Annotated in this window: 26 protein-coding genes; 17 read left to right on the forward strand and 9 right to left on the reverse strand. The window is 54.6% G+C overall.

All coding sequences use genetic code 11. The features are described from left to right. Window positions 1-210: 210 nt before the first annotated feature. The 6 genes from NI000_RS36780 (at window position 211) to NI000_RS21135 (ending at window position 5832) form a co-directional block, all read left to right on the forward strand. Window positions 211-339: a hypothetical protein gene (locus NI000_RS36780; RefSeq protein WP_301292611.1), complete on the forward strand. Its 129-nt coding sequence runs from the start codon at window positions 211-213 to the stop codon at window positions 337-339. Between the two features lie 181 nt (window positions 340-520). After that, entirely contained in the window at window positions 521-700 is a 180-nt protein-coding gene (locus NI000_RS21115) for a putative motility protein (protein ID WP_253413392.1), read from the forward strand. 195 nt (window positions 701-895) lie between these two features. After that, a complete protein-coding gene (locus NI000_RS21120) occupies window positions 896-3112 on the forward strand; it encodes a YhgE/Pip domain-containing protein (RefSeq protein WP_253413393.1) in 2217 nt (738 codons plus the stop codon). Window positions 3113-3234: 122 nt separating this feature from the next. After that, window positions 3235-3978, forward strand: a complete 744-nt coding sequence (locus NI000_RS21125) for a glycerophosphodiester phosphodiesterase (RefSeq protein WP_253413394.1) — start codon at window positions 3235-3237, stop codon at window positions 3976-3978. A gap of 139 nt (window positions 3979-4117) precedes the next feature. Next, entirely contained in the window at window positions 4118-5551 is a 1434-nt protein-coding gene (locus tag NI000_RS21130; protein ID WP_253413395.1) for an S-layer homology domain-containing protein, read from the forward strand. A gap of 104 nt (window positions 5552-5655) precedes the next feature. Then, window positions 5656-5832 (forward strand): hypothetical protein, encoded by a 177-nt coding sequence (locus tag NI000_RS21135; protein ID WP_193394438.1) that lies wholly within the window; start codon window positions 5656-5658, stop codon window positions 5830-5832. A gap of 69 nt (window positions 5833-5901) precedes the next feature. On the opposite strand, the gene NI000_RS21140 is transcribed toward NI000_RS21135, so the two are convergent. Further along, on the reverse strand, window positions 5902-6351 hold the full coding sequence (locus tag NI000_RS21140; protein ID WP_082420497.1) for a DUF2621 domain-containing protein: 450 nt from the start codon (window positions 6349-6351) through the stop codon (window positions 5902-5904). Window positions 6352-6496: 145 nt separating this feature from the next. Here NI000_RS21140 and NI000_RS21145 point away from each other — a divergent pair, with 145 nt between their 5' ends. The 3 genes from NI000_RS21145 (at window position 6497) to NI000_RS21155 (ending at window position 9126) form a co-directional block, all read left to right on the forward strand. Beyond that, complete coding sequence (locus NI000_RS21145; RefSeq protein WP_253413396.1) at window positions 6497-7624, forward strand: deoxyribonuclease IV; 1128 nt, start codon at window positions 6497-6499, stop codon at window positions 7622-7624. A 44-nt stretch (window positions 7625-7668) separates the two neighbouring features. Beyond that, a complete protein-coding gene (gene purU / locus NI000_RS21150) occupies window positions 7669-8562 on the forward strand; it encodes a formyltetrahydrofolate deformylase (protein WP_253413397.1) in 894 nt (297 codons plus the stop codon). A 168-nt stretch (window positions 8563-8730) separates the two neighbouring features. Further along, a complete protein-coding gene (locus NI000_RS21155) occupies window positions 8731-9126 on the forward strand; it encodes a VOC family protein (RefSeq protein ID WP_253413398.1) in 396 nt (131 codons plus the stop codon). A gap of 106 nt (window positions 9127-9232) precedes the next feature. Here the strand turns inward: NI000_RS21155 and NI000_RS21160 are convergent, their stop codons facing one another. From NI000_RS21160 to NI000_RS21170, 3 genes are all read right to left on the reverse strand, one after another. Further along, window positions 9233-9619: a hypothetical protein gene (locus tag NI000_RS21160; protein WP_253413399.1), complete on the reverse strand. Its 387-nt coding sequence runs from the start codon at window positions 9617-9619 to the stop codon at window positions 9233-9235. Window positions 9620-9640: 21 nt separating this feature from the next. Further along, window positions 9641-9856 (reverse strand): helix-turn-helix transcriptional regulator, encoded by a 216-nt coding sequence (locus NI000_RS21165; protein ID WP_253413400.1) that lies wholly within the window; start codon window positions 9854-9856, stop codon window positions 9641-9643. 156 nt (window positions 9857-10012) lie between these two features. Further along, complete coding sequence (locus NI000_RS21170) at window positions 10013-11122, reverse strand: GGDEF domain-containing protein (RefSeq protein ID WP_253413401.1); 1110 nt, start codon at window positions 11120-11122, stop codon at window positions 10013-10015. Window positions 11123-11481: 359 nt separating this feature from the next. Here NI000_RS21170 and tkt point away from each other — a divergent pair, with 359 nt between their 5' ends. Next, the gene (gene tkt, locus NI000_RS21175; RefSeq protein WP_253413402.1) at window positions 11482-13485 is read left to right on the forward strand and encodes a transketolase; all 2004 of its coding nucleotides are present in this window, start codon (window positions 11482-11484) and stop codon (window positions 13483-13485) included. A 99-nt stretch (window positions 13486-13584) separates the two neighbouring features. Then, the gene (ppnP, locus tag NI000_RS21180) at window positions 13585-13902 is read left to right on the forward strand and encodes a pyrimidine/purine nucleoside phosphorylase (protein WP_025849509.1); all 318 of its coding nucleotides are present in this window, start codon (window positions 13585-13587) and stop codon (window positions 13900-13902) included. 73 nt (window positions 13903-13975) lie between these two features. Here the strand turns inward: ppnP and NI000_RS21185 are convergent, their stop codons facing one another. After that, window positions 13976-15253, reverse strand: a complete 1278-nt coding sequence (locus tag NI000_RS21185; RefSeq protein WP_253413403.1) for an NAD(P)-binding domain-containing protein — start codon at window positions 15251-15253, stop codon at window positions 13976-13978. Window positions 15254-15456: 203 nt separating this feature from the next. Here NI000_RS21185 and NI000_RS21190 point away from each other — a divergent pair, with 203 nt between their 5' ends. The 3 genes from NI000_RS21190 (at window position 15457) to NI000_RS21200 (ending at window position 18209) form a co-directional block, all read left to right on the forward strand. Next, on the forward strand, window positions 15457-16812 hold the full coding sequence (locus tag NI000_RS21190) for a glucose-6-phosphate isomerase (RefSeq protein ID WP_253413404.1): 1356 nt from the start codon (window positions 15457-15459) through the stop codon (window positions 16810-16812). Window positions 16813-16929: 117 nt separating this feature from the next. Next, on the forward strand, window positions 16930-17568 hold the full coding sequence (locus NI000_RS21195) for a YigZ family protein (protein WP_054974136.1): 639 nt from the start codon (window positions 16930-16932) through the stop codon (window positions 17566-17568). Window positions 17569-17621: 53 nt separating this feature from the next. Then, complete coding sequence (locus tag NI000_RS21200) at window positions 17622-18209, forward strand: TetR/AcrR family transcriptional regulator (RefSeq protein ID WP_253413405.1); 588 nt, start codon at window positions 17622-17624, stop codon at window positions 18207-18209. Between the two features lie 78 nt (window positions 18210-18287). Here the strand turns inward: NI000_RS21200 and NI000_RS21205 are convergent, their stop codons facing one another. Further along, window positions 18288-18689 (reverse strand): secondary thiamine-phosphate synthase enzyme YjbQ, encoded by a 402-nt coding sequence (locus NI000_RS21205; protein ID WP_010494594.1) that lies wholly within the window; start codon window positions 18687-18689, stop codon window positions 18288-18290. A gap of 126 nt (window positions 18690-18815) precedes the next feature. Here NI000_RS21205 and NI000_RS21210 point away from each other — a divergent pair, with 126 nt between their 5' ends. After that, on the forward strand, window positions 18816-19040 hold the full coding sequence (locus NI000_RS21210) for a DUF1128 domain-containing protein (protein WP_025849503.1): 225 nt from the start codon (window positions 18816-18818) through the stop codon (window positions 19038-19040). A 170-nt stretch (window positions 19041-19210) separates the two neighbouring features. Then, a complete protein-coding gene (locus NI000_RS21215; protein ID WP_253413406.1) occupies window positions 19211-19504 on the forward strand; it encodes a hypothetical protein in 294 nt (97 codons plus the stop codon). An 83-nt stretch (window positions 19505-19587) separates the two neighbouring features. Here the strand turns inward: NI000_RS21215 and cydS are convergent, their stop codons facing one another. From cydS to NI000_RS21225, 3 genes are read right to left on the reverse strand one after another with little or no spacing between them, the layout of a single operon-like run. After that, window positions 19588-19692, reverse strand: a complete 105-nt coding sequence (gene cydS / locus NI000_RS37170; RefSeq protein ID WP_010494598.1) for a cytochrome bd oxidase small subunit CydS — start codon at window positions 19690-19692, stop codon at window positions 19588-19590. Between the two features lie 6 nt (window positions 19693-19698). Next, a complete protein-coding gene (locus tag NI000_RS21220) occupies window positions 19699-20718 on the reverse strand; it encodes a cytochrome d ubiquinol oxidase subunit II (protein WP_253413407.1) in 1020 nt (339 codons plus the stop codon). Further along, window positions 20715-22061 carry a cytochrome ubiquinol oxidase subunit I gene (locus NI000_RS21225; RefSeq protein ID WP_253413408.1) on the reverse strand — a complete coding sequence of 449 codons (1347 nt, stop codon included), beginning with the start codon at window positions 22059-22061 and terminating at the stop codon, window positions 20715-20717. The genes NI000_RS21220 and NI000_RS21225 overlap by 4 nt, the downstream gene beginning before the upstream one ends. A gap of 404 nt (window positions 22062-22465) precedes the next feature. Here NI000_RS21225 and NI000_RS21230 point away from each other — a divergent pair, with 404 nt between their 5' ends. Continuing rightward, window positions 22466-23218 carry a hypothetical protein gene (locus NI000_RS21230; RefSeq protein ID WP_253413409.1) on the forward strand — a complete coding sequence of 251 codons (753 nt, stop codon included), beginning with the start codon at window positions 22466-22468 and terminating at the stop codon, window positions 23216-23218. Window positions 23219-23281: the final 63 nt, after the last annotated feature.

Raw genomic sequence — 23281 nt, forward strand, 5'->3', positions numbered from 1 at the left:
GAACAAGAGATTCGTCCGGCCGATGGCTTGCTTCAAAGGAAGTCAATTCGTTCCCAAGCGCCATAAGGAGCGGGCAGTCATAAGCGCATGAAGTCTTGACGCTCCGCTTTCGGCCGGCAGGCCCGGCAGACACCGACGACTTTCCCGGCCGTGGCGTAAAAGGCCAGCTCCTTCGAAGGAACCTTCCGTCGGCAAAAGGAGCAGCTTTGCTTGGCTTGGCTTTTATCGGTAGGTCGGGATTTGGAGCCGGGCCGGCCGAATCGGTTTCGCCTGAAAAATTTTGGAAAAACGACAGCCAGACAGATCAAAAGCAGGATACCGGCGATTACGATGACGTAAGGCAGGATAGCCAGGGGGACCACCTCGCGTTACTTCAGGATTGTGTTGATACGAATAGGGTTCGGCAGAAAACGACAATTTCCTTTATTTGTATTGAAGGGCTTGTTTGTTTCGATTATACTGGCCTTAGCGAACGGACTTCCAGCGTTTGCTCCATCTTCCGAAGAAATGAGGCGAGCTTGTGCAAATTAACGCAGCATTGAACGCCGTTAGCGGCGGAAACGCATTGAAACAGGCGGTCGGCATTGCTCTGCTAAGTCAGATGAAGGATTCTCAGACTGCCCAAGCGGCTACGCTGCTTCAAGATTTTGCAGCGGCACAGCATCCTAACCTGGGCAAAAACTTGGATATTCGCATCTGATCTCCCCCAGCCTTACATATTTAAATAATGAAGTATGCATGAACCTGCCTGCGCTTTCGGTAATCCGAAGCCTGGGCAGGTTTTTTGCGTTACCGATTAGGATAGGTTTTGCAGATCGAAGAATACTAAAAACACGGCCTAAGGAAATCGTATGCAAGCTGGAGAAACTATGGACAAAAGCGAGTGGATCGATCGATGAACGGTTTTCAAATGGCATGGCACGATATCCGACAAATGTGGAGCTCCAACATGGCGCGCCGCTCGGTGCTCGGCTTGATGGTCCTGCCGCTTATGTATAGTTTCATTTATTTGTGGGCGTTTTGGAATCCGACCGACTTTTTGCCCCATTTGCCGCTGGCGGTTGTTAACCTGGATCGCGGAATGTCACAGAACGGCAACCCGGTTAATCTGGGCCGGGAGCTTACGGACAAGCTGCTTGCCGACAAACAGACGTCCTGGACGGAAGTCAGCCCGGAGCAAGGAGCGGAGGGGATCGAGAAGCTGCGCTATTTTATGGTGCTGACGATCCCGCCGGACTTCACCGAAACGGCCTATAGCCCCGGCACTCCGAAGCCCAGAGCGAGTCAGCTTTCGTACGCCGTCAACGAAGGGGCCAACATGCTCGGAGTCAAAGTGGTGCGCAGCGTGATAGATAAGGTCGGGCACGAGCTGGAGCAGCAAATGACGGAGAAATATGTGCGCACCATCTTCGACCAGATTCTCAACGGCGGCGAAGGGCTGAAGAAGGCGGCCGACGGGGCGGCCAAGCTGGCGGAGGGAACGAAGAAGGCGCAGGATGGCGCGACTTCCTTGCAGGATGGTCTGAAGCAAGCCCAGGACGGCATGAAGCCGCTCTCGGAAGGGCTGACGAAGCTGCTGGACGGCGCGAACCAACTGGAGAACGGCATCATCAGGCTGGATACGGCCGTCGGATTAGGCGCAGGAGGCATCGACAAGCTGAATGCGCAGCTATCGAAAATACGGGAGCCGATCAATCAGCTGACGGCTGAGGCGGAGCGGCTCAGCAAGGTGATCGACGCTTCCAATCAGTCGCTGAAGTTCGGGCTTAACGCGTTGGATGTGATCGGCGCTTCCCTGCAGGATACGAATCGCCGGGTTGACGAACTGCAGCGCGTCTGGGATTCGGGCATAGGCGGCCGATTGCAAAAGCAAAAGGATCAGCTTGACGGCGCCATCGCGGATCTGCTGGCGCTTGGCGAGCAGTTCGCCGAAATCACCGGCAGCGAGCGGTTCAAGGGTGCGGTCGACAAACTGAAGACGGCAAATGCACAGCGGCTCGAATTAGAGCAGGCCTTGCGCGATACGAAGGCATCGCTTGATCAGGTGCGCAGTTCCACCGCCAAGTCGATCGAACAGATTAATGTTGCCCGCGACCAGCTCTCTGCGCATATGAACGAGCTGCAGGCCGGGCTGCAGGCGATGCAGACTACCGTGCGTAGCACCGTGGACCAACTGATCGGCAGTAAGCAGCTGGTGGACGATTTGTCCGGACGCCTCGGCCAACTTGCCAATGGCGTCCATCAGCTGCAGCAGGGCAGCACGGCGCTGGTCGAAGGCCTCAATGCCTTCGGCAGCGGATTTCATCAGCTGCAGGACGGCGTGACGAGGCTGTACGACGGCAGTACGCAGCTTTCGACCGGCCTGAAGGACATTAACGCCGGGCAGCAGGAGCTTGCCGCGAAGCTTAGCGAGGCGGCAGGCATGGCGGCGATGGATGGGCAGGCGGAGCAGCGGATCAATACGATCGTCTCCCCGGTGAAGGTGACGGAGAATAATCTTCATCCGGTGCCGAACAACGGCACGGGGTTTGCGCCTTATTTTATTGCGTTGTCCTTGTGGGTAGGGTCGTTGGTGCTCTTTTTCGTTATCGATCTGAACAAGGTCGTCTCGATGCCGAAGCGGCCGATCTCATACCTGATCAACAAATATCTTGCGCTGGCTTCCGTCAGCGTGTTTCAATCGGTGCTTTCGGTCTTCATTCTCCATACGGGGCTCGGAATTCCGACGGTGCTGCCGGCGATTAATTTATACGGGTTCGCGCTGCTGCTCGGATTGACGTTCGCGGCGATTCTGTTCATGCTGATCTCGATCCTCGGCAGCGATGTGGGACGTTTCGTCGCCATCGTCATCCTCATGCTCCAGCTGACGTCCAGCAGCGGCTCGTATCCGGTCGAGATGGAAGCTAGGTTTTTCAATTTCATCCATCCGGCGCTGCCGATGACTTACGCGGTGGAAGGGTTCAGGCACCTGATTTCGATTGGCGACGCCGCAACGATCGCGAACGATGCGCTGATATTGGCAGCTTACGGCGTCGGTGCGCTTGTCCTGCTCTACCTCGTCAAGCGGAAGACAATCATGCATCAGCTTCAGGAGGAGTCCGTGCAATCCTAGGACGCGGCTCCCGTGCCGGATTTTACAGTTTCTTTACATCGGAATTACCTAACAGGGCTTGCCTCCCCGTTCCTTCCGTTGGATAATAGACCCAAGCGGTTGAACTAGGGGAGGAAACGGATATGACCATACAACAACCTATCGTAATCGGCCACCGCGGCGCTGCAGGCGAGGCGCCGGAAAATACGCTGGCCTCGTTCGAGCTTGCCCTTCGGCAAGGTGCGGACGCGATTGAGCTGGACGTGCACCTGTCGGCTGACGGGGAATTGATCGTCTGCCATGACCATACGGTCGGACGTACGACGGACGGCACTGGCGCAATCGCGGAGATGACGGTGGCGGAGCTGAAGCGGCTGGACGCCGGACGCTGGTTCGACGAGCGGTTCGCCGGGGAGCGGCTGCCCCTGCTGGAAGAAGTATTCCAGCTCGTTCCTTCGGAAATCATGATCAACGTCGAGGTCAAATGCTCCTACACTCCGCGGCTGGCGGAACGACTGGCAGAGCTGCTTGCACAGTACAATCGGCTCGACAGCGTGGTCGTCTCGTCGTTTAACCATAAGGTGCTGAAGCAGCTGCATGAGGCGATTCCCAATCTGCGGGCGGGGCTGCTTTATGTGGCCAATTTCGTATCGCATCGTCAGATGGCTGCGGCAGCCGAGGGGCTGGACGTCTATTCGATTCATCCGCAGCATCATACGATCGATGCCGGGGACGTGGCCGAAGCGACAGGCTATGGCCTGAGGGTCTACCCTTGGACCGTCAACGAACCGCAAGACCTTCGCCGGGTCGTCGATGCGGGCGCTTCGGGGATCATTACGGATTTTCCGGGTCGTCTTAGAAATCTGTTAAACGAAGAAAAGGCATAAAGAAGATTGCGCGTAGGCACATGACGGACGATAAGCGTTCGGTAGCGGCTTGTGCGCTTTTTTTGTGGGCAATTTTGCCAAAAGGTAACATTCTGCGTCCGTTCGTCCGATAATAAGGAAAGAGATAGGAGGTTTCGCAATGAACAAGATGTATTCTTCATGGTACCGCAAGCTTGCAGTTCTGATGTCGTTGTCCGTGCTGTTGTCGTTGTGGCCCAGACCCGCAGCGGCGGAAGTTAATGTGTTTCCGGATGTCGATGCGAAGCAGTATGCTTGGGCTGTCGAGTCGATCCGACTCATGGCGAATAAGCAGGTGCTGACGGGGTATCCCGACGGCAACTTCCGTCCGAACAAGACGATCAGCAAGGCGGAATGGACGGCTATGGTGTATCGATTGTTCGATAAGTATCGTCCGAACGCACTGGCCACCGGGATGCAAAAAATTACTTATTTTACCGACGTACCCGAATTGCATTGGGCGCATAAGCCCATATCGGAGATTTACGACGGCTCGTTCAAAATCGGAGGGTATGGGCTGAGCCGGGACGGAAATTTGGCTTTTCGCCCCGATATGCAGCTGACCCGCTTGCAGCTTGCCCAGCTGTTGTACGCGTATTTCGACAATCGTTTGATGGAAAAGCGTTATAGCGACAATGACGTATGCTCGGTCGTTTCGGAATTGAAAGACGTTCCGGTCAAAATGTTCAAAACGGAAGCGGAGTACCAAGTCGCCCAAGCGGACGGACGGTACGTCGAGGACGGCTTGATGGACGTAGAAAGTAACGATGTGTTTGTCACGCTCATTCTCGGCAAAAACACCGGAGATTGCAAACTGGGCGGGGACGAGCTGTCCAACGTGCAGGCCAAAGCGCTGGCCAGCCTCAAAGCAAGCGGCATTATGACGCCGAACGATCAGGGCTATTTCCGTCCGAAAGACTACGTGACCCGTGCCGAAGCGGTAACGATTTTGGACCGTGTGTACACGTATCTGAAAAAGAACGGCTGGCTCTGGGATTACACGACGGTTGATTTAGCGCTTCCTTTCAATCCTGCCGGAACAGGGACGGATTCGGGCAGCACAAGCGGCACCGGCGGTTTGAACGGATCTTCCGGCAGCAGCAGCTTCAATAACAACTCGAACAGCAATACGATTACGCCTCCGAACGGCGGCTACTCGCAGGATGGCTCGATCAATTGGTCGGATAAATCGATCGTTAGAGTCAGCGACTATTTTGACGACAAGGGCGTTATTGTGAAAAATCTGCAACAGAAGGGCGAAATCGAGGCCGCCGTGCAGCCAAAAGGGGCCAGATATTTGACCATTACGTTGAAGTCTGATGAGAAGGTCGATATGTATGTGATCGTTGACGGCCGCGTCGGCTTCGTCAAGCAGGAGGAGTTTCCGCTAACGCTACAAGTTAGCGGCGTGACGACGGTCGGCCTCCGCTCACAGCTGCGCAATCCGGACAAGAACAAGCGGACCGACGATCTGACGACGCTGTCGGTGCAATTGTCGGACGTAGAGCCGAGCAAGAAGAAGGAGAAGACCAAATCGACTACTACGAAGCCTTAGGTTAAGCCGGATGCTTCCTGAGCTGGGATAATGGGATAAAGGATCGCCACAAGGATCATACTAAACGGTGTCTTCCCGACAAAACGGACAACCGGAGGTTTTCCATGGCATCCAGCAGAGGACATCAAGGCGCGCACGGCATAGGACAAGCGGAGGAGCAGCTCGCCAACCAGGCGGACGCAGCGGCCGCCATCCAAGGGCAGAGCGAGACGGATCTAGACGTGCTCGAAGCTGCGCGCCAATATCAGAACGAGGAGGAGAAGGTTCTCGACGAACCCTGATCCTGATGTATGACAACGAAGCCCGGACGAACAGGTCCGGGCTTCGTTATGTTTGTTCGAAAATGCAATTTATTGAAGCAGATGCTTGAACGGGCTGTAGTCGATCTGCTTTTTGTCCAAATACGAGGTCAGACTGCGGTAATCGCGCTTGGGCGTTGCCAAGATATATCCCTCGATGCAGTGCTCCCGCGTGACCGCGTCGGCCTTCGCCTCCAGCGCTACTTGACCGATCCGGGCGGCGATGGAATGCTTCGCGATGTCGCGGAACGGAGTAGGCACGGGCTCGACCAGCATGTCGAGGAACGCTTTGGAGTCTTCCGTCCACAGGTGGCGGGACGATTCGACGTAATGATTTTGCCAGTCCAGCTTCGATTTGCCGTCCTCCCGGGGGAGTACCTTGAAAAACTTGCGGAACATAAAGTAACCGCCCACCGACATCATGAACAGCAGCACGAATACCCAAAAAATGATAAACCACATAAACCCCTCGGCCGGGGCATCGTTCATCGCATACCACATGAAACGTTCACCTCCCTTCCATTATACCTCACTTTCCGCTGGAGGAAAACGGAACCTACAAGAGAATATTTCCTATTCTAGATTTCTTGTCCCGATCCTAGTAAAATAGATGAAAGTGAGATGAACAAAGGAGTGATTCCCGGTCATGGTCAGAATCGGATCGCACGTTTCGTTTTCGGATAAAGGGCTGCTGAATGCGGCCAACGAAGCCGTCTCTTACGGCTCCGGAACGTTTATGATTTATACGGGGGCGCCGCAGAATACGCGCCGCAAACCGATCGAAAATCAATATATCGAAGAAGGCAAAGCCGTGATGGAGAAATATGGCATCGGTGAGATTATCGTCCATGCTCCGTATATTATCAATCTGGGCTCCTACAAGGATGACACGTACGAGCTGGCGGTCCGCTTCCTGCAGGACGAAATCCGACGTACGGATTATCTTGGCGTGAAGCAGATCGTGCTTCATCCCGGGGCTTATACGGACAAGGATGCCGAGTACGGGCTGGCGCGCATCGCGCAGGGATTGAACGAAGTGCTGAGCGGCGTGAAGGATACGAACGTCAACATCGCGCTGGAGACGATGGCAGGCAAAGGCACGGAGATGGGCCGCAGCTTCGAGGAGCTGGCCACCATCATCGAAAAGGTGGAAGACAACGGCAAGCTGACCGTCTGCCTCGATACGTGCCACGTGAGCGATGCGGGCTACGATATCGTGAACGATTTGGACGGCGTGCTGGAGCAGTTTGACCGCACGGTTGGTTTGGACCGTATTGCAGTCGTGCATCTGAACGATAGCAAAAACCCGAAAGGCGCGTCCAAAGACCGCCATGCCCCTGTCGGTGCCGGTTGGATCGGCTTCCAAGCGATGCATAACGTCGTTCACCATGAGAAGCTGAAGCATCTGCCGTTCATTCTGGAGACGCCGTGGATCGGCAAGGAAGACAGCTCGCAGCGGCCGATGTACGAAGCGGAAATCGCACTGCTCGGCGGTACGGTCAAAACGCGTTTCGGCGACGGATTCCTGTCGGATGTCGAGCGTCTGGCCCATTTCTTCACGAAGCAGGATATTGATCCGAGAGCATACGTGCTGCAAACCTGGGAAGTGCTCAAGACGGACGCCAAAGCGAAAAAGGCGGACGGCCGCGAGCCGATGGAGCGCTTGTACGACCTGATCGTCGCAGATAACCTGTTCCCTGAACTGAGCGAGGAACAAATCAACCACCGCCTGACCGCGTGGTTTGCGGGCGAGCATTTGTTCGCCACGGTATAAGCAAAGACATTCTATGTTTTGACTACGAAGGAGATCAACAACGCATGGTTTCGAACGTTACTTCCAAATCGAAAAGTACGAATTTGACGAATCGCGCACGGATGCTCGTGTCCTGCCCGGACCGCCCCGGTATCGTGGCAGCGGTATCGCGTTTCCTGTACGAGCACGGCGCCAACATCGTGCAGTCCGATCAATATACGATGGACCCGGAGGGCGGGTTATTCTTCATTCGAATCGAGTTCGATTTGGATAATCTGGATGCGCGCCGCGAGCAGTTGAAAGCCGACTTCGCGACGGTCGCCGCCGAATTCAACATGAAGTGGAGCATTACCCGGGCAAGCCGCAAGAAGAGGCTCGCGATCTTCGTCTCGAAAGAGGACCATTGTCTGCTGGAGCTGCTGTGGCACTGGCAGTCGGGCGACCTGGATGCCGATATCGCGATGGTCATCAGCAACCACGACGATATGCGCGGGCTGGTGGAGCCGCTCGGCATTCCGTACCACCATATTCCGGTCACGTCCGATACGAAGGCGGAGGCGGAGAAGCGGCAGCTCGAGCTGGTCGACGGCCAGGTGGACGCTGTTATTTTGGCCCGTTATATGCAGATTATTTCGCCGAAATTTATCGAGCACTTCCCGAACAAAATCATCAATATCCATCATTCGTTCCTTCCGGCCTTCGTGGGCGGCAAGCCGTATGCACAGGCGTACAACCGCGGCGTGAAAATTATCGGCGCTACCGCGCACTACGTGACGGAGGAGCTGGACGGTGGACCGATTATCGAGCAGGACGTCCAGCGGGTAAGCCACCGCGACAACGTGGAGGATTTGAAGCGGATCGGCCGCCATATCGAGCGTACCGTACTGGCGCGCGCCGTCAACTGGCACGTCGAGGACCGGGTCATCGTGCATCAGAACAAAACGGTTGTGTTCAGTTAATCTTATATCGTATGCGAAGCGAAGAGCCGCGCCTTCCGGAATAGGGAGGGCGGAGGTCTTCGCTTTTTTACATGGACTGATGGAGAGTTGATGCGGAAAGTCGATTTCCACGGCAAAAAAGAGTAGATTGGAACTGGGAGCATAATACGGTGCAGAGGAGCGATGAGGATGAACGTCGAACGATTGGATCACTTGGTATTGACGGTAGCGGACGTGGAAGCGACGTGCGCTTTCTATTCCCGCGTGCTGGGAATGGAAGTCGTAACTTTCGGCGAAGGCCGGAAGGCGCTGCGATTCGGCCGTCAGAAGATCAATCTTCACCCCCACGGCCGGGAGTGGGAGCCAAAGGCGGACAAGCCGGTGCCGGGCTCTGCGGATCTTTGTTTTCTGACGAAGGTGCCGGTGGACGAGGTGCTAAGCCATCTAGAAGCGTGCGGTGTTGCGGTCACGGAGGGACCGGTCGCTCGAACCGGTGCCGAAGGACCGATCTTGTCGGTCTATTTTCGGGACCCCGACGGCAATTTGATCGAAGTCTCCAATGAAACCGACCGTACTGAACATTGAGGCGGCAAAACAATCCTGGGACTGCGGAAGCGCGAAAAAACCGGAATGCGGATAGCGCATTTCCGGTTTTTTGTGTGTAGATCCGCCCGCGGCGGGTTTAGCCGAGTTATTTGAACCGGCGCACGTAAAACAGCTGAACGACCGGATACAGCACCAGGCAAAAGCATAGAGCGAGGAACAGCGAAAGGTTGCCGAAATCGTCCTTGCGGACAAATACGATCCGGTCGGCGATCCAAAATACGAACAAAGCCAGCGTTAAAATGTGATAGCTGATTTTGGCGCTTTTCGCCGCGATAATTTTCCCCATCTCATCCTGCTGCGCTTTGCGGTCCGTACCCCAGGTCAAAAATTGGAGACAGACGGCCAGAGCTATGACAACCGACGTTACGCTCGACGTGCCGATCGTTCCGTTTTTATAATCCTTAATGGCCATCGCTGCAAGTAATACAAGCAGCGCCGCTAAAAAGATAGACATTCCTAAACGTACTTTCATTGTAGTAATTCCTCCGATATGTTAATCTTGTTGTTTTTCTGAGTTGTCCCGGTATATAAACAGCTCATCTACTCTGCAATGAAGCTGCTCCGCCAGACGGAAAGCCAAGAGCAAGCTTGGATCATACTTGTTGTTTTCAATCGCGTTGATCGTTTGTCTGGAGACGTCGCAGCCGGAGGCCAAATCTTCCTGAGACAGCCCTCTGGCTTTCCTCATTTCTCGGATACGGTTTTCCATGGCCACACCTTTTAGCACCGAAATGTAAAACATGTTTTACAAAAACAATGTACCAATCCTCGATAGATATGTTAAATACTTTTTACATTTTTGTTTGAAGGACAATAAAAAAGACGGCGCCGGTTATGGTTAAACCGGTTCCGTCTATTATAGCCATCACACGACCACCGGGTCGGCGACCGCTGACTGCACGACCGTTTTGTTTTTGCCCGTCCGTTTGGCGGCATAGAGGGAAGCGTCTGCTCCTTTGAACAGGCCTTCCTTACCGTGGCCCTTTGTATAGGTCTGCAGTCCGATACTGATGGTCGCCGCCTGCGAATCCAATTCGGGGTGCAGGGTGACCGACAGCTTGTGGCGGATCTGCTCGGCCAAATCGTAGGCTTCCTCCGGCGTCTTGTCGGTAAAGATGACGGCAAATTCTTCGCCGCCGTAGCGGGCCACAAAATCGTTGGGAGATACCGTTTCTTTAATTGTGTTTGCCACGCGCATCAAAATAATATCGCCGACCCAGTGGCCGAACGTATCGTTGATTTTTTTGAAATTGTCGATATCGACGATCGCCAGCTGCAGCGGCAGCTCGTTGCGCTCGTGCTGGTCGATCAGCTTTTCGAGATATTCGTGGAACGTCTTATGGTTGTACAGACTCGTAAGCGCATCCAGCTTGGACAGCTTGTCCATAATAATGTTTTTGACCAGCAGCTCTTGCTTGGCTTCGGTTGCATGATTCAGGTTGTTGAGCAGCTCGATTCCGCTGCTGGTAATGGATAGCGCGATAACGGCCGTACCGGTGTACAGGAATAGGATGCCGATCGTATGCACGGGCTGCATGGTGAGCCGAAGCTCGGGGCTGATGAGGTAGAGGGCGGCGAAGGACAGCAGCACGAGGGCGAAGGCGGCGATAATGCGTTTTTTGTTAAAAGACAGAACGGACGTTAGGATCGGAAAAATGTAAATGGCGGGTACGATGCCGATTGACGGGTTCATCAGGATAATGGAGGTTGCGTAGAAAATGCCGGTTAAGATGAGCAACCAATCGCTTTGTAGTTTACGGTAGCGGTAGAGGGTTTCTACGACTCCGGTGACGGCGGTTAAACAGATCGCTTGAAACAGCAGGGCTTGAAAGAAGGCGGAGGGCGAAGTATCCGCTTCCAAAAGGAATATGGCATATTCGAGAATGGCTGTCAGCACGATGGTGATCCAGTACAGATTGAGCATTTTTCTGTACGTTTGTCGGGTATTGGCCAGTTCCAGCAAAAGATGGTTCATACATCTGCTCCCGTGTCACATAATACATCCACGCTTACCTTAGTTCATCCAACAAGAGTGAAACGCTCCAAAAAATGTGTGATACCATACTGTTTCGACGTAACTTTTGTAAATCCTTCGGCAGAACTAATTTTTTTGTGCGAAATGAGATTTCAAAGCATGTTCACCGGTTGGATATGGCAAACTGAAACGGAGAGTGGTACAATAAGGCAAGCACTCCAAGCGAACAGGTAATAATGCACACGTGAACAACCCTTTTGTTTACTAGGCTCATGTGAAGCCAGGCGCTTTCGCGCGAAGGCGGACCAGGGCTTTACCACACTGCTGATCAAAAGAAGATCGACAATAGGAGGATCACAATGACGGTATCTAACAAAACGATCGAACAACTTTCCGTGGACACGATCCGCACGCTTTCTATCGACGCGATTGAAAAAGCCAAATCCGGACATCCCGGGATGCCGATGGGAGCGGCGCCGATGGGCTATGAGCTCTACGCGAAGCTGATGAAGCACAACCCGGATCAGCCGACGTGGATCAACCGCGACCGTTTCGTGCTGTCTGCGGGACACGGTTCGATGCTGCTGTACAGCCTGCTCCACCTCTCCGGCTACGATCTGCCGATGGAAGAGCTGAAGCAGTTCCGCCAATGGGGCAGCCTGACGCCGGGACATCCGGAAGTGGGCCACACTGCGGGCGTCGACGCGACGACGGGGCCGCTCGGCCAAGGTCTTGGCATGGCGGTGGGGATGGCGATGGCGGAAGCGCATCTCGCAGCCGTTTACAATCGTGAACAATACCGTGTCATCGATCACTATACATATGCTATTTGCGGCGACGGCGACCTGATGGAAGGCATCTCGTCGGAGTCCGCTTCGCTGGCGGGCCACTTGAAGCTCGGCAAGCTGATCGTGCTGTACGATTCGAACGATATTTCGCTGGACGGCGAGCTGAATCTGTCGTTCTCCGAGAATGTCGCCCAGCGCTTTGAAGGCTACGGCTGGCAGGTGCTGCGCGTCGAGGACGGCAACGATCTGGGGGCGATCCACAAGGCGGTGCTGGAAGCGCAGGCGGATTACCGTCCGACGCTGATCGAAGTGAAGACGGTCATCGGCTACGGCAGCCCGAACAAAGCGGGCAAAGGCGGCCATGCAGGTCCGCACGGTTCCCCGCTCGGCGTGGACGAAGTCGCGCTCACCAAGAAGGTGTACGGCTGGGACGAAGCGCAGCACTTCCACGTGCCGGACGAAGTGCGCCAGCATTTCGCCGACGTGAAAAGCAAGGGAATTCAATCGTACGAGGCTTGGAAGCAACTGGTTGCCGACTATGCCAAGGCGCATCCGGAGCTGGCAAAGCAGTTCGAGGCGGCCTCAAGCGACGATCTGCCGGAAGGCTGGGACAAGGACATTCCGTCCGACGTTTCGGCGGACAAGGGTACCCGTACGGCTTCCGGCACGGTGCTGAATGCAATTGCCAAAAACGTGCCGTGGCTCGTCGGCGGCTCTGCCGACCTGGAGTCTTCGACCATGACGCACATGAAGGATCTCGGCGTGCTGACATCTAAAGACTACAGCGGCCGCAATATCTACTTCGGCGTGCGCGAGTTCGGCATGGGCGCGGCTACGAACGGCATGCTGCTGCACGGCGGCGTGAGAGTGTTCTGCGGAACGTTCTTCGTCTTCTCCGACTACTTGCGTCCGGCGATCCGTCTGGCGTCGATCATGAACGTGCCGGCGATCTACGTGTTCACGCACGACAGCATCGGCGTCGGCGAAGACGGCCCGACCCACGAGCCAATCGAGCAGCTTGCCGCGCTGCGCGTCATTCCGGGCGTGACGGTTCTTCGTCCGGCGGACGGTCCGGAAACGGCAGCCGCTTGGCGCTATGCCGTTGAGAACAAAAAAGGCCCTGTCGCCTTGATCTTCTCCCGTCAAGCGGCTCCGACGCTGGAAGGTACGGCGAACGGCGCGGTCGACCGCGGCGCGTACGTCTTGTCCGATGCAGCTAATGGCAAGCCGCAGGCGCAAATTATCGCAACGGGGACGGAAGTGCAGCTTGCGATGGGCGCGCAAAAGCAGCTTGCCGAAGAAGGCATCGCGGTTCGCGTGATCAGCATGCCGAGCTGGGAGCTGTTCGACAAGCAGCCGCAGGAGTACAAGGATTCCGTCATTTTGCCGGAGGTGAAAGCGCGTCTGGCGGTCGAAATGGGTCATCCGTTCGGCTGGGAGCGCTACGTCGGCGAGCAGGGCGACGTGCTCGGCATCAACAAGTTCGGCGCATCTGCTCCGGGTCCGGTTGTGATCCGCGAGTACGGCTTCACGGTGGACAATGTGGTAGCCCGCGTGAAAGCTTTGTTGAAATAAGAATTGGGCGTCGAACAATAGACGACGAACGGCAGCGGGCGGTGGCGGATGAACGCACCGTCCGCGGCTGGTTCAGACGAGAAAGAGGGAAATCGGTCCATGTCGCAATTTGAGAACGTAACCGCAGTGAAGAAAGCGAACATCTATTTCGACGGCAAAGTGACCAGCCGCACGGTGATTTTTGCGGACGGAACGAAAAAAACGCTCGGCATCATGCTGCCCGGCGAGTATGAGTTCGGTACGGATACGAAGGAAATTATGGAGATTCAAGCGGGGGAGCTGAAGGTGCTGCTGCCCGGCGCCAGCGAGTGGCTGGAAATTAACGGAACAGGCGAATTTACGGTGCCCGCAGGCGCCAAGTTCAAGCTGGACGTCCGCACGGTGACGGACTACTGCTGCTCTTACATTAGCGAATAACGAAAAGCAAACCCCGCACACCCGATCCGGTATACGAACCAGATAGGCCGATGCGGGGTTTTTGCAAAATGAATCAGGCTTGGGAAGCTTTCTCTTGCTCTTCCGATTGGACGCGGATGTATTCCTCGAGCTTGAGCCGCACGTACGGCGGCAGTCCCGACAGCATGCAGCCGTAGCGGAACAGCCCGTTGTCCGGATCGATGCGGATGATGCGCGCCGTGATCGGCGGCAGGTCCGCTGCCTTCGGAAAATGAAGCACGATGAACATATCGCGGGCGAGCGGGAACGACGAGACGATGCGGATGCCGCTCTCCGACAGGTCGACCAGCGAGCCTTCGATCAGTTGCCCGGAGAAGGAGCCTTCCTGTTCCCATTGGTAGACGGATAAATGCAGCTTGATGTCGAGCTGAATCCGCGCGTTGCGGCGGCGTTCGGTCGTGACTTCGGCAGACTTGTCCCGGCTGCTGACCTGCATGTGCATCCAATCCTCATAGCATTGGATGACCGAGCATAGATCGTCTTCTCCGAGGCCTTTGGCAAGGCCCATCTGGAATAGGCCCGTAGCGGTGCGAAGCATCGGCGAAGGCATCTGGAACCCGTCGGCCACGTCGCCGGCGAGCAGCAAGTCTTTCAGCATCAGCTTGGTCGAGAATTGGTTGCTGAAGTCGCGGCTTACGATCTTGGAGCCTTTCAGCTCGGCTTGTCTGCTGTTCGCGCCGCCGGCAAGGACGATGCTCAGGAAGCTTTCGGGGTCGAGACCGGCTTTGGTTACCATGGATAAGCCCTCCATCAGCCCGAGCGCATTGATGCCGACCATCGTATTATGCGCAAGCTTCGCATAGGAGCCGGAGCCGCTTGGCCCCATGTAGACGATTTTGCTGCCCATCGCTTCGAAGACGTCGCGCTGCGCGTCCAGCGTCTCTTCCTGCCCGCCGACCATGAAGACGAGCGTGCCGTTTTCGGCCGCAGGCTTGCTGCCGGTGACCGGCGCGTCCAGAAAATCGACCAGATGCAAGGCCAGCTCGTCGTAAATTTTGCGGCTCGTCGCAGGGGAGACCGTGCTGCAATCGATCACGGTTTGTCCGGGACGCAGGCTGTGAGCCAGTCCGTTCTCGCCGAACAAGCTGTCCAGAACGACCTGGTCGTTGCTCAGCATCGTGACGATGACGTCCGCTTCTTTCGCGACTTCAGCGGGGCTCGCTGCCTGTGCGGCGCCGAGGGCGACAAGCTCCTGGGCTTTGTCCGCCGTGCGGTTGTAAACGTTCACGCGAAAACCTTTTTGGATCAAATTGGCAGCCATAGGTTTGCCCATAGTGCCCAGACCGATAAATCCGACAGTTTTCATGATCATCCATCACCTCTTGCCTGTATTTTAACATTTTGCCAGAGAGCTGTGAATTGTTCTCTTGCGTTTCGGCTAGAAAGTAAAGTATTCTATACACTATAGGGATTTAATGTGTTACCGTACGACCAAGGTTTTGATTCGAAGCAAGGACAAGTCTTACCCGCATGTCACAGAGAAAAAAACGATTCGGACGGGAGGATGTATTTGGAATGGGAGCTAAACTTCGTTTTGATTACAGCAAGGCTCTTGGTTTCATTCAACAGCACGAGGTGGATTATTTGGCGGGTGCCGTAGCCGCCGCGCACAATCAATTGCACGACAAAACCGGCGCCGGGAACGATTATCTCGGTTGGATCGATCTCCCGGTCAATTACGATAAAGAAGAATTCGCCCGCATCCAGCAGGCGGCCAAGCGCATTCAATCGAATTCCGACGCGCTTGTCGTCATCGGCATCGGGGGCTCCTACCTGGGGGCTAGAGCGGCGATCGAGATGCTGTCCCACAGCTTCTACAATCTGCTGCCGAAGGATAAGCGCAAGACGCCGGAAATTTATTTCGTCGGTCAGAACATCAGCTCCACCTACGTGACGCACCTGCTGCAGCTGCTCGAAGGCAAGGACATTTCCGTCAACGTCATCTCCAAATCCGGCACGACGACGGAGCCAGCCATCGCTTTCCGGATTTTCCGCGAGCTGCTTGAGCGCAAGTACGGCAAAGAAGGGGCGCGCGAACGCATCTATGCGACGACGGACCAAGCGAAGGGCGCGCTGAAAAAGCTCGCGACCGAGGAACGCTACGAAACGTTCGTCATCCCGGACGATGTGGGCGGCCGCTATTCCGTGCTGACAGCCGTCGGCCTTCTGCCGATCGCTACCGCGGGCGTGGACATCGAAGCGATGATGCAGGGCGCGGCGGACGCGCGCGAGGTTTATTCGAACCCGAACCTGAAGGAGAACGAAGCGTACCAATACGCTGCGGTTCGCAATGCGCTGTACCGCAAGGGCAAAACGACGGAAATTCTCGTAAACTACGAGCCGTCGCTGCATTACGTCTCCGAATGGTGGAAGCAGCTGTACGGCGAGAGCGAAGGCAAGGACAACAAAGGCATTTACCCGTCTTCGGTCGATTTTTCCACGGATTTACATTCCATGGGTCAATTCATTCAGGAAGGCTCGCGCAACTTGTTCGAGACCGTCATTCAAGTCGAGCAGGTGTCGGAGCAAATCACGATCGGCACCGATCCGCAAGATCTGGACGGCTTGAACTTCCTGAGCGGACAAACGATGGATTTCGTCAATAAAAAGGCGTTCGAGGGCACCATGCTTGCGCATACGGACGGCGGAGTGCCGAACCTGATCGTCACGCTGCCCGATCTATCGCCATATACATTCGGTTACATGGTTTATTTCTTTGAAAAAGCCTGCGGCATCAGCGGTTACCTGCTGGGCGTCAACCCGTTCGATCAACCGGGTGTGGAGGCATATAAGAAAAACATGTTCGCACTGCTCGGCAAACCGGGCTACGAGAAAGAAAAGGCTGCGCTCGAGGCCAGATTGTCGAAGTAACTCGCAGCGCGCGGAAAAAGCGGTTCATCCCCCGGGATGGCTGCTTTTTTTGCAGGCATCCCGGACGCCGGATGTTCCAGAGGCTACGGCCTGAGAAGGAGGCGCCAGGAAACGTTCATGTTAACGCGGTACAGAACGGTTAAGCGATTCGGCTCGGCGGAGATCGTCATTAAGAAGTCCCGGTTTATCGGGTTTGCGAAGCCGGTCGAGACCGAGGAAGAAGCCGTTGCTTTCATCGAAAGCATCAAGAAGGAGCATTGGTCCGCCACGCATAACTGCTCGGCTTACATGATCGGGGAACGCGACGAGATTCAGAAAGCGTCCGACGACGGGGAGCCGAGCGGGACGGCGGGGAAGCCGATCCTCGAAGTGATCAAAAATCAAGGCCTGAAAAACGTCGTCGTTGTCGTGACCCGTTATTTCGGGGGCATCATGCTGGGAGCGGGCGGCTTGATTCGCGCCTATACCGATGGGGCGGTCGCCGGGCTTGCCGCGGCGGAGCAGGTGTACAAGGTGCTCCACCGGGAAGTGCTGGTAGAGGTCGATTATACGTGGCTCGGCAAGCTGGAGAACGAGCTGCGGAACCGCGGCATGATGATGGGCGAGACCGTTTTCACCGATAAGGTGACGTTGAGCTGCTTGCCTTTAGTTGAGGAAGCGGATACATTTGCCGCATGGATGACGGATTTGACCCAGGGTCAAGGAACGATCATCCACGGAGAAGAACGTTACGTAGAGCATGCCGAGCTTCCGTGAAGCGGAAGCCGGCGGCTTTTAGTATAAATCACGCATAGAAATGAGGGAGGCACTTGGCAAGAAAAGCAGTTGCACAAGAACTAAGCCGGATGCGCATTTTGGAAGAGGCGCGGCAGCTTTTTATCCAACACGGCTATCATGCTTTAACCATGCGAAGCATCGCAAAGTCGATGGGTTACAGCCACGGAGCGTTGTATTACCACTTTAGCGAAAAAGCAGAGCTGTTCTACGCGCTGGTCAACGAAGATTTCAAAATGCTACTGGAGCGTCAAAAAGACATGCTGAACCGGTCCCGGCTTGGCGATATTGGGCAGCTTGAGAAGCTGATGCTGGAGTTCATTCGCTTCGGGCTGGACAATCCGCATCATTACGAGATTATGTTCATGATCAAAGATCCGGAGCTGCTGCGGTACTCCCGGGAAGAGCAATCGCAATGCCTCGATCTGTTCGCCGCGGTTGTCCGGGCCGTTGTCTCCCGCCAGCCGGGGAACGAGAAGAAAATGTACAGCTTGCCCTGGAGTTTGTTTATGTCCATACACGGCTTCATCTCGTATAACATTCATTACAACCAAGCGTATCAGGATGTTCGAAAGCTGGCAGAGCAGCACGTCAAATATTTGTGCGAAGGACTGCAGGGGTAACACGTTACCGAATAGGTAAATTTTTTTCACCCTTATGCTTCATTACACTAATGCGTTGTCGCTTCCTCGCTTTATTCTTTACCCCCGAATGAATTTTACAAGGCAAGAGCGCTCGCGGGGCCCGTCAAATTCGCAGAAATAAATGCCCTGCCAGCGGCCCAGCACCAATCGCGAGCCGGCCACAAGCACGGTTTGGGAGGACCCCGTCGTTATCGCCTTCAGATGCGAGGCGGTGTTCCCCTCGGCATGACGGTATTTCGGATGCGTCCAAGGGTATACTTCATCGAGCCGCATCAGCACGTCGTGGCGGACATCGGGATCCGCATTTTCTTGAATGGTGATGCCTGCCGTCGTATGGGGACAGTAAATGACGGCAAGTCCCTCTTCCAGTTGTTCCTGCTTCAGCAGATCGTGAATCAGACGGGTAATTTCGATCATTTCGTCGCGCTGCTTCGTATGTAAATGGAGCGTGTGAATCATGACAAAACCTCCTTTGGCTTTTGTTCGGAGATGCAGGTCCGTCACCATTATATTACACCGGGCATGCCCCTACAAAACATGGTACAATGGGAGGGAGAACGAAAGGCGCACGAAAGGGTGACCCCGGTGAATTTAACGACAAACACGTTTGAGAACACGGAATTTATGATTGAAGAAATTAAGAAAAAGCTGCGGATGGCTTCCGGCGCCGCACTGAAGGCTTCCCAGCTCAATGACGAGCAGTACGAAGAGCTGCGCGACATTTATGAGATGGTTGCCGGGAAGAATCAATTCAGCATCAGCGAAATCGAAGCGATTACAACGGAGCTTGGCCGTCTGCGCAGAGGCTGACCGGAGCGGCGGCGCCTGCAAATGCAGGACAGGACGATGGCACATCTTGGTTGGACGGCGGGGCATTTATACAAGCAGCCCCGGTGTCCATCCCGTACTATATAGCGTTATACCCAATCTATTAGGTATTAGGGTCACGGCCCGACGCTACTATTCGGAGGTGTGCGCATATGCCCAAAGCAGTCAGCAAGCAGGATGTCGCCAAGCTGGTAGGCAAGCAGATTTATGCGGTCAAGAAAGACGGAACGGTTGTAGAAGGCAAGTTGGTGCGGATTAGCGGTAACAAATTGCTGGTATCCACCCGCAATGGCAAGCAGGTGAAAACGTCGGCGGTTCTTCCGCTCGTTCTGTTCGATCTTCTCGCTATCGGAACGTCTCCATTCGCCTTCGGCGGATTTGGCGGTTTCGGCCCGTTTGGCTTCGGCGGCTTCGGTCCGTTTGGATTTGGCGGAGGTTTCTGGTAAGACGTCTGAAGATACGCCATGTGAAAAATCCCGTTCTGTGCGGTTCTCCGCTGCAGGACGGGATTTTTGGCTTGGTCCGGGAGCTACTTAAACCCTTTGTCTTGAGCTTTGCCGCTCCAAATGAACATGAACGCAAGCGAGGCCGCCACAATAAGGGGCGGGAGGTACATGATCATGAAATGTTCCATGGATCTTCATCCTTTCTTCTGGCCTTGAACGTAGCCGGCATCGAACAGGAACAGCCGCAGCAGCAGCCACATGGACGGGATCAGCACGAGCAAGCCGGCGATAAAAGCGATGACGAGCGTAAGAGCCATCGTTTCGTTCGTGAAGCCGCCGTAGATGTTAATGTACGGGTACAACACATAAGGCAGATGCGCCGCTCCGTACCCGTAGAAAGCGAAAGCAAATTGCAGCATGACCAGAACGAACGCCCATCCGTAATTTCGGCGCTTCCAGATGAAATAGACGGCAATCAGGAAACACAGGAAGGAAGCGGCAAACATCCAGTACAGGTCGAGCATGTTCTCAAAATGCCGCGGGTTTTGCGTTCGAATGCCCAGGAATACCAGAAAGCTCGACAGGATGGTCGGGCCGCTCCAGAGCAGAGCGTAGCTGCGCACGACCTCCAGCGCATTCTCGTCCCTGGCTTTGGCCGCGTAATACGTCAGGAACATCGCGGAGATGTACAGCACGCTGACGATGGCCAGCATCACGACGCTCCACGAATAGGGACTTGCGAGCAGCTTGGGCCACAGAAACAGCACTTCGCCGCCGTGCTCTTCGATGAAGCCGCCTTCCGAGATGGTCAGCACCGTCGAGAGCGAAGCGGGGATCAGCAGCCCCGTCGCTCCATACAGCAGCATGTACCCGCGGTTTTCTTTGCTGCCGTAGGTACTGAACGCATAATACGAGCCGCGCAGGGCGAGCAGAATGACCGCCACGCTGCCCGGGATCAGCAGTGCCGTGCCGTAGTAATAGGCTGTGTGCGGGAAGAAGCCGACAATTCCGACGACGAAGAAGATCAGGAAAACGTTCGTGACCTCCCACACCGGGGACAGGTAGCGTTGGATAATCTTGTGAATTTTATTTTGTTGCCCGGTGATGACGCTGTAGTAGCTGAAAAATCCGGCGCCGAAATCGATGGAGGCGACGATGAGATAGCCGTACAGAAACGTCCACAGGACGGTAATGCCGAGCAGCTCGTAGCTCATGGACGGTGGCCTCCTTTCTCGATGCCAAGCGTGATCATTTCTTCGAAGACGTCATGCTTGCGGAACAGCTTGCCGAGCACGCGTACGACCGTGAAGCCGAGCAGCAGATACAGGAAACAGAACAAGACGAGCATCATATCGACATGGTCCGACGTGGTGGCCGCATCGGATACTTTCATGAAGCCGCGCAGGATCCAAGGCTGCCGGCCCAGCTCCGCGAAAAACCAGCCGACTTCGATCGTCAGCATCGCAAGCGGGCCCGCGACGACAATCATGCGCAGTAGCCAGCGCGGCGCTTCCAAGGTTCGGCTGAGTCGGCGCCGGAACAAGTACAGAAGACCGACGAGCACCAGAAACATGCCGCTGGCGATTTTGAAATTGAACAGGTAATGAATCACGAGCGGCGGCCATTCGTCCTTCGGAAAATCGTTTAAGCCGATGACTTCGCCTGCCGGATCGTTATGTGCGAGCACGCTGAGCATATACGGAATGGAGATGCCGTATTTGACTTCATTATTTTCGTCCAAAGCCCCGCCGAGAATAAGCGGCGCATGGGTCTCCGTCTCGAAATGCCACTCGGCCGCCGCAAGCTTCTCCGGCTGATACTTGGCCAGAAACTTGCCGGACAAGTCGCCGATGGCTGCGGTACTGATCGCAAAGACGAACGCGGCGGTCATCGTCAGCTTCAGCGCTTTTTTATGATAGACGTGATCTTTGCCGCGCAGCAGCTGCCAGGCTGCAATAGCGGCCAGAATCAAGGCGCACGTTGTGTAAGACGAAGCGAGCACGTGAGATACTTTCGTCGGCGTCGCCGGGTTGAACATCGCAACCAGTGGCTGTAGATTCTTGATGACGCCATTCTCCAGAGTAAATCCGCGCGGCGTATTCATAAATGCGTTCAGCGTCGTGATGAAGAAGGCGGAAGCGGACGATCCGATCACGATCGGGATCATCAGCAGCAGGTGGGTCGTCTTTTTTTTGAACCGGTCCCACGTATACAGGTAGATACCAAGGAAAATCGCCTCGATAAAAAAGGCGAACGTCTCCAGAAACAGTGGCAGCGCAATCGCCTGCCCGGCGATTTTCATAAAGCTCGGCCACAGCAGACTGAGCTGGAGCCCGATGGCGGTCCCCGTGACGACGCCTACGGCGACCGTGATGACGAAGCCGCGCGTCCAGCGGCGGGCCAGCAGCAAGTAGTGCGGATCGTTCGTCCGGATGCCGCGCCATTCGGCAAGTGCGATCATGACCGGAACGCCGACGCCGATCGTTGCGAAGATGATGTGGAACGACAGCGTCAGTTCGGTTAGCATTCGGCTGAAAAATACCGGATCGTATTGCATAAGAGGCTCATCTCCTTCAGTTATAGCCGGATTGATTTAAGCGAACAATCTCCTGAGAAAAGCAAGCAGCATGACGAACCCGACGATGAACATAAGGATCATCAGACGCTTTTCATGCTTTTTGTAAGGCTCCAACGGATCATCACCTCTCCCAAGAAGCAATTAAACAAAATGGTTCTTGGTTCAATCTTACCCCAATACATGTGATATTTTTCACACAATTATGGTGAACTGTTGAAGAAAGTATGGCAACTTGATGAAGGGGGCAGAGGGAATACGGTAGGCCAAGTTGGAGGTCCACCCTTTGACACAAATCACCAATATCTAACAAATATTGATTGCCGATAGCTACAACAATAGGATAAAATAGGTCATAATTACTAGCGAAAAGGGAATGTATACTCATGAAAAAAGTGGCAATGGGATTAGTTGTACTGTTTCTTATTTTGGTTAATGGCGTCCTAGGGTATTTTCTGTATGACAAAATTACAGCAGGCAAACAGCAGCAGGAGCTGGCCTCTTCGCCGGTGAAGACAAGCGCCAATCAAACCGCCGCTCCCGATGCGGCACCGGCAGCAACGCAGCCATCGACGCCTACGCCAAGCCAAGCGGTATCGACGAGCCCTAAAGAAGTTAAGAAATCATCTTATATTTATTACATCGATGACAACAAAACGAAAGAAGCCATATCCAAAGGCAAACAATGTGTTTTAAAATGCAGTGACGAGTTTAGCTTGCCTTTGATTAGTTCCCCGGAGCAGACGGCTTTGATTGTTTTTTATCCGCTGGAAGCAACGATCGCGACTCCCTATGAACAGGTACTTGCTTACTCAGGCCATGAATATTATAAGAATGATAAGGAGCTTACATTCGAAAAAGCAAAAGAACTCTTGAATTTTAATAAGCTGGAATTCCTCGTTGAATTTCAAGGGGATTCGGCAGCCAATCAGTTTATTGTCTACTTGGAGCAGGATAAGCAAATCGAAGCGGCCTCTTCCAAGAATGATAAAAGAATTAGCTTGGACTATTCGATAAAGACCGTCCAATTCGATGTAGCAAGTATTGATTTCACCAAAAAAGCGGTTCTTGTCGTGCAAAATAAAGAAGAAAAGACGACTTACAAGTACGATATCGATTTTAAAAAATACGTTAGATAGTTCAAAACATCCAAGCCTCCGTAATGGCTTGGATTCTTTTTTTATGCAAGCCGGCCGGCGAAA

The sequence above is a fragment of the Paenibacillus tyrphae genome, assembly GCF_024158745.1.
GTDB lineage: Bacteria > Bacillota > Bacilli > Paenibacillales > NBRC-103111 > Paenibacillus_G > Paenibacillus_G tyrfis_A.

Coding starts and splice junctions, on each gene's coding strand:
- NI000_RS21120 (WP_253413393.1), top strand. CDS start 896: ATGAACGGTTTTCAAATGGCATGGCACGATATCCGACAAATGTGGAGC.
- NI000_RS21125 (WP_253413394.1), top strand. CDS start 3,235: ATGACCATACAACAACCTATCGTAATCGGCCACCGCGGCGCTGCAGGC.
- NI000_RS21130 (WP_253413395.1), top strand. CDS start 4,118: ATGAACAAGATGTATTCTTCATGGTACCGCAAGCTTGCAGTTCTGATG.
- NI000_RS21135 (WP_193394438.1), top strand. CDS start 5,656: ATGGCATCCAGCAGAGGACATCAAGGCGCGCACGGCATAGGACAAGCG.
- NI000_RS21140 (WP_082420497.1), bottom strand. CDS start 6,351: ATGTGGTATGCGATGAACGATGCCCCGGCCGAGGGGTTTATGTGGTTT.
- NI000_RS21145 (WP_253413396.1), top strand. CDS start 6,497: ATGGTCAGAATCGGATCGCACGTTTCGTTTTCGGATAAAGGGCTGCTG.
- purU (WP_253413397.1), top strand. CDS start 7,669: ATGGTTTCGAACGTTACTTCCAAATCGAAAAGTACGAATTTGACGAAT.
- NI000_RS21155 (WP_253413398.1), top strand. CDS start 8,731: ATGAACGTCGAACGATTGGATCACTTGGTATTGACGGTAGCGGACGTG.
- NI000_RS21160 (WP_253413399.1), bottom strand. CDS start 9,619: ATGAAAGTACGTTTAGGAATGTCTATCTTTTTAGCGGCGCTGCTTGTA.
- NI000_RS21165 (WP_253413400.1), bottom strand. CDS start 9,856: ATGGAAAACCGTATCCGAGAAATGAGGAAAGCCAGAGGGCTGTCTCAG.
- NI000_RS21170 (WP_253413401.1), bottom strand. CDS start 11,122: ATGAACCATCTTTTGCTGGAACTGGCCAATACCCGACAAACGTACAGA.
- tkt (WP_253413402.1), top strand. CDS start 11,482: ATGACGGTATCTAACAAAACGATCGAACAACTTTCCGTGGACACGATC.
- ppnP (WP_025849509.1), top strand. CDS start 13,585: ATGTCGCAATTTGAGAACGTAACCGCAGTGAAGAAAGCGAACATCTAT.
- NI000_RS21185 (WP_253413403.1), bottom strand. CDS start 15,253: ATGATCATGAAAACTGTCGGATTTATCGGTCTGGGCACTATGGGCAAA.
- NI000_RS21190 (WP_253413404.1), top strand. CDS start 15,457: ATGGGAGCTAAACTTCGTTTTGATTACAGCAAGGCTCTTGGTTTCATT.
- NI000_RS21195 (WP_054974136.1), top strand. CDS start 16,930: ATGTTAACGCGGTACAGAACGGTTAAGCGATTCGGCTCGGCGGAGATC.
- NI000_RS21205 (WP_010494594.1), bottom strand. CDS start 18,689: ATGATTCACACGCTCCATTTACATACGAAGCAGCGCGACGAAATGATC.
- NI000_RS21215 (WP_253413406.1), top strand. CDS start 19,211: ATGCCCAAAGCAGTCAGCAAGCAGGATGTCGCCAAGCTGGTAGGCAAG.
- cydS (WP_010494598.1), bottom strand. CDS start 19,692: ATGGAACATTTCATGATCATGTACCTCCCGCCCCTTATTGTGGCGGCC.
- NI000_RS21220 (WP_253413407.1), bottom strand. CDS start 20,718: ATGAGCTACGAGCTGCTCGGCATTACCGTCCTGTGGACGTTTCTGTAC.
- NI000_RS21225 (WP_253413408.1), bottom strand. CDS start 22,061: ATGCAATACGATCCGGTATTTTTCAGCCGAATGCTAACCGAACTGACG.
- NI000_RS21230 (WP_253413409.1), top strand. CDS start 22,466: ATGAAAAAAGTGGCAATGGGATTAGTTGTACTGTTTCTTATTTTGGTT.